The sequence below is a fragment of the Bradyrhizobium sp. genome (assembly GCF_016462955.1).
Classification (GTDB): Bacteria; Pseudomonadota; Alphaproteobacteria; order Rhizobiales; family Xanthobacteraceae; genus Bradyrhizobium.
This window is the reverse complement of sequence record NZ_JAEMSD010000513.1, coordinates 1-4759: the sequence shown is the minus strand read 5'-3', so window position 1 is coordinate 4759 and position 4759 is coordinate 1. Positions and strand designations below refer to the sequence as shown.

The 4759-nt window shown below is 67.2% G+C and carries 5 protein-coding genes; all 5 read right to left on the bottom strand.

Features of this window, described 5'->3' with window-relative positions; translation table 11 throughout:
• The coding region (gene xylA / locus JHD07_RS33160) for a xylose isomerase (RefSeq protein ID WP_291629804.1) at positions 1–1132 on the bottom strand (1132 nt) is incomplete at its 3' end.
• The gene (xylB, locus tag JHD07_RS33155) at positions 1133–2587 is read right to left on the bottom strand and encodes a xylulokinase (RefSeq protein ID WP_291629802.1); all 1455 of its coding nucleotides are present in this window, start codon (positions 2585–2587) and stop codon (positions 1133–1135) included.
• Positions 2588–2668: 81 nt separating this feature from the next.
• The gene (locus JHD07_RS33150) at positions 2669–3709 is read right to left on the bottom strand and encodes a LacI family DNA-binding transcriptional regulator (RefSeq protein WP_291629800.1); all 1041 of its coding nucleotides are present in this window, start codon (positions 3707–3709) and stop codon (positions 2669–2671) included.
• A 123-nt stretch (positions 3710–3832) separates the two neighbouring features.
• On the bottom strand, positions 3833–4297 hold the full coding sequence (locus JHD07_RS33145) for a GNAT family N-acetyltransferase (protein WP_291629806.1): 465 nt from the start codon (positions 4295–4297) through the stop codon (positions 3833–3835).
• A gap of 19 nt (positions 4298–4316) precedes the next feature.
• The coding region (locus JHD07_RS33140) for a cupin domain-containing protein (RefSeq protein WP_291629798.1) at positions 4317–4759 on the bottom strand (443 nt) is incomplete at its 5' end.

Sequence of the window (4759 nt, the reverse complement as noted above, 5' to 3'; positions counted from 1 at the left end):
CCAGCATGTCGGCAGCGGCGAGGAAGGCGCGCGCGCAGGCATCCATCGAGCCGACATGGGCATGGATGAGATCATCGGGATCGATCGATTGCCGCCGGATCTTGGCATCGAAATTGAGCCCGCCCGTGGTGAAGCCGCCGTGGTTCAGGATCTCGTGGAACACCAGCGTCAGCTCCGGCACGTTCATCGCGAACTGGTCGGTGTCCCAGCCGAGCAGATCGTCGCCGCGATTGATGTCCAGCGAGCCGAACACGCCGAGCGCCTCGGCCAGCGCGACCTCGTGATGGAAGGAATGGCCGGCAAGGATCGCGTGGTTCTGCTCGATGTTGAGCTTGACGTCCTCGAGCAGGTCGTAGCGTTCGAGGAAGCCGTAGCAGGTGGCGACGTCGAAATCGTACTGATGCTTGGTCGGCTCCTTCGGCTTGGGCTCGATCAGGATCGGACCTTTGAAGCCTATTCTGTGCTTGTGCTCGACCACCAGCGAGACGAAGCGGCCAAGCTGGTCGAGCTCGCGCTTGAGATCGGTGTTGAGCAGCGTCTCGTAGCCCTCGCGGCCGCCCCACAGCACGTAGTTCTGGCCGCCGAGCCGGTGCGTCACCTCCAGCGCGGCGCGGACCTGGCCGGCGGCATAGGTGAAGATCTCGGGGTCCGGATTGGTCGCCGCACCCGCCATGTAGCGGCGATGCGTGAACAGGTTCGCGGTGCCCCAGAGCAGACGGACCTTGCTCGATGCCATTTTCCTTTCCAGCAGATCAGCTATGGCGTTCAGATTGGCGACGGACTCGGTGAGCGAAGCGCCTTCCGGCGCGACATCGACGTCGTGGAAGGTGAAGTAGGGCACATCCAGCAGGCGGAACAGCTCGAAAGCGGCATCGGCCTTCGCGCGCGCCATCGCCATCGCATCGCTGCCATGGTGCCAGGGCCGCAAAAAGGTCTCGCTGCCGAACGGATCGCCGCCGGGCCAGCACAGCGAATGCCAGTAGCAGACTGCAAAGCGCAAATGATCTTCCAGCCTGCGGCCATGCACGAGGCGGTCCTTGTCGTACCAGCGGAAGGCGAGCGCGCTGTCTGTCTCCTTGCCGCCGAAGGCGACGGGTGCGCTTGCATCGAAGAATTTGGTTGGCGCGTTCACTTAAAAAGACTCCTTCAATGCGGGATAAAGCGCGCGCCAATGACGATAGGCCTCGTCATAGGCCGCAGCGACTGACGCGCGGGGCGTGAAGCTCGCGAGCCGCCGCGGACGGGTGCAGACCTCTGCGGGGTCTTCGCCGGTGGCGGCGAGCCGGCCAAGCCTGGCGGCGCCGAGCGCGGCGCCCACCTCGCCTTCCTCGACGCGATGGACGACAATGCCGAGCACGTCGGCGCAGACCTGCGCCCAGATCGGCGAGCGCGAGCCTCCGCCGACGAGATCGAGTTCGGTGATCGGCCCGCTGGCCGCGCTGAGCGCCGCCAGATTGTCACGGGCCGCAAAGGCCACGCCTTCGAGCACCGCCTGCACGATCTGGCCCCGGTTGGTCGCGCTGCGCAGGCCGACGAACGCGCCGCTGGCGGCAGCATCGTTGTGCGGCGTGCGCTCGCCGTCGAGATAGGGCAGGAATTTGATCGGGCTTGGCCCATTAACTCGCTCGCCGAGCGGCGCCAGCAGCGCTGCAGCCGGAGTCTGCATCACGGCTGCGAGCCAGGCGAGCGAGGCCGCCGCCGACAGCATCACGCCCATCTGATGCCAGAGGCCGGGCAGCGCATGGCAGAAGGCATGCACGGCCGATGCCGGCGCCGGGGCGAAGCGATCGGTGACGCGGAACAGCACGCCCGACGTCCCCAGCGACAGGAAAGCATCGCCGGGCGCGATGGCGCCGAGCCCGATCGCGCTCGCCGCATTGTCGCCGGCACCGCCCGCAACCACGACGTTTGTCGACATGCCCCAACGTTGCGCGTAATCGCGCGCGAGCACCGCGCTCACCGCATTGCCCTCGACGAGACGCGGCATATGGTGGAGATCGAGGCCGGTGGCGTGCAGCAGCAAAGCCGACCAGCGGCGAAGGCCGACGTCCAGCCACAGCGTGCCCGCGGCGTCCGACATGTCCTCGACCATCTCGCCGGTGAGGCGATAACGGACATAGGCCTTTGGCAGCAGCACCTTTGCGAGGCGGTCGAACGTCCCTGGCTCGTGCCGTGCCACCCAGAGCAGCTTCGGCGCCGTGAAGCCAGGCATCGCCAGATTCCCGGCGATCGCGTGCAGCGATGGACAGCGCCGCTCCAGCGTGGCGCATTCGGACTGCGAGCGGCCGTCGTTCCAGAGGATGGCCGGACGCAGCGGACGGCCGTCCTCGCCCAGCAGCGTCGCGCCATGCATCTGGCCCGACAGCCCGATGCCGCGGACCTGCGCGACGTCGCGCGGATGGCGGGCGGCGAGGTCGTCCACCGCGCCGACGGCCGCATCGACCCAGGAATCGGGATCCTGCTCGGACCACAGCGGCGCGGGATGCGACAGCGCAAGCTCGCGCGCCGCCGTCGCGACGACCGCGCCGGCTTCGTTCACGAGTACCGCTTTCACACCGGATGTGCCGATGTCGATCCCGAGATACAAATCATCCTCCCTTCTTCCTGCCGCGGTGCGCGATCTTGCGTCGCTTTCTCCGTAACGGGCCGTTGCCGAATTCACCTGCCGCTAGGGCAGATTGTCCCGCATCACGATGTCGATCCTGATCTTCTCCTGCTCGCTCAAGATCGGCTCGCCGCGGGCGAGCGCGAGCAGCACGCGGACGGCCGCGCGCGCTTCATGTCCGGGGTTCTGCGAGATCGCCGCGTCCATCAATCCCTGCAACAACAGCCGCCGCGTCAGCGCGGTGACGTCGTGCCCGACGAACACCACGTCGTGGCGACCGGCATCGCTCAATGCCTTGGCAACGCCTTGCGTGCCCGCGCCGACGTTGTAAAGGCCGACGATGTCGGCATGCTCGCCGAGCAGCCGCGTCAGCAGTTGCTCGGAACGGTCGTCCTCGTCGCGCCCTTCCAGCACTGGCAGCACATCGAGGTCAGGAAATTCCGCCGTCATCACCTGGTTGAAGCCGAAAATTCGCTCGGCATGGTCGCGCAGCCCCTGCGATCCCGCGACGATCGCGACCTTGCCGGACCTCTGGCCGACCAGCCGACCGACCAACGCGCCGGCGGTGCGGCCCGCCGCGATGTTGTCGATGCCGACATAATGATGCCGGCGCGAGGACGGCACGTCGGAGACCAGCGTCACCACCTTGGTGCCGGCATCGACGAGATCGTTGATGGCGGCGCGGACGATGGGGTGGTCCAGCGCCACCACGGCGACGCCGTCGTAGCCGCCCGACAGCGCTTCCAGCGACGATGCCAGCACGGGGGCGTCGAACACGTCGGTTGCGATCATCTCGACATGGAGGCGGCGAGCCGACAGCCAGGCCGCCATCTCGCCGAGATAGGCCTCGATCTGCTGCATGAACGGGTTCGGCCCCGACGGCATCACGAACGCAAAGCGGCGGGCGCGGCCGCGGGCGAGCTCGGCTGCGGCCACATGCGGCTGGAACGAATTGCGTGCGATGGCTTCCTTGACGCGCCGGACCGTATCCGGGCGGACCCCCGGCCTGTTGTGCAGGACGCGATCGACCGTGGCGAGACTGACACCGGCCTCGCGGGCAATGTCCTTCAGCGTTAGCGCGGTCGCGGTGAGGGTCTCGGCCATGACTGAAGGCTAGCAGAGGTGTTTTGAGGTACGCAACTCATTTTGAGGAAATGAACGTCCTTTGCCTTGCCCCGGTGCCGAGCAACAGTTGAAGAAATTGAGGCCTGACGCCGGACCGCCGGCTCAGCTGGCGCTCAGATCGAGCGTCAGGAACAGGCTGTTGGGATCCTCGGCGTAACCCTCGAAGGGGCTGCAGAGGACGAAGCCGTGCGCCTGATAGAGCGCATGGGCCGGCCTGAAATAGGCCCATGAGCCGGTCTCGAGGCTGAGCCGCCGCAAGCCGCGCGCCCGAGCTTCCGCGATGATGTGACGGAGCATCTGGCCGCCGAATCCGCGCCGCCGCGTGGTCTGGAGCGTGTGCATCGACTTGACCTCGCCGTGGCTGGCCGAGAGCGTCTTCAGCGCACCGGTGGCAACGAGTTGATCGCCGTCCCAGCCGGTCCAGAACGCGACATCGCTCGCCCGAAGGCCCGCCAGATCGAGCGCATGGGCGCTCCCCGGCGCGGTCTGCGCCCTGGCTGCGGCGACGTGATGATCGAGCAGCGCGGTGACACGGGGATCAAAGGTGTCGCCGGTGCGGATCTGCATCGTCATGATCTCCACGCTCTCACATCTTGCCGTAGGAGGCGCCGCGCCGCGTGATGATGACATAGCGCGCATCCTGCTTGGTCTCGTTCTCGAAGATCACGGCGCGCATCACGTCGAAATCCAGACAATCGCCCTCACGCAGCCGCACCGCCTTGGCATCGATATGCACGGCCATGGTGCCCTCCAGCATCAGAAGCTGCTGGGTGAAGGCGTTGCGGCCCCAGGGGCTGTAGGAGACGCGGGCCCCCGCCGGCAGGTCGACCACGATGATCTCGATGCCGCTCGCCGCATCCGGCGGCGAGGCATGACGCCGCCGGTAGCCGCTGTCGGGATCGCGCCAATGCGGCTGGTCGGCCAACCGCACCAGCCGCTCCGGCGGCTTCTCGGCCAGCGCGACGACATCGCTGAGCGTGACGTCGAGCGCCGCGCAGAGCTTGTTCAGCAGCGCCGCCGTCGCACTGC

Excerpts from the sequence above, each read along its gene's own strand:
- JHD07_RS33150 (WP_291629800.1), bottom strand. The coding sequence starts at position 3,709 with ATGGCCGAGACCCTCACCGCGACCGCGCTAACGCTGAAGGACATTGCC.
- JHD07_RS33145 (WP_291629806.1), bottom strand. The coding sequence starts at position 4,297 with ATGCAGATCCGCACCGGCGACACCTTTGATCCCCGTGTCACCGCGCTG.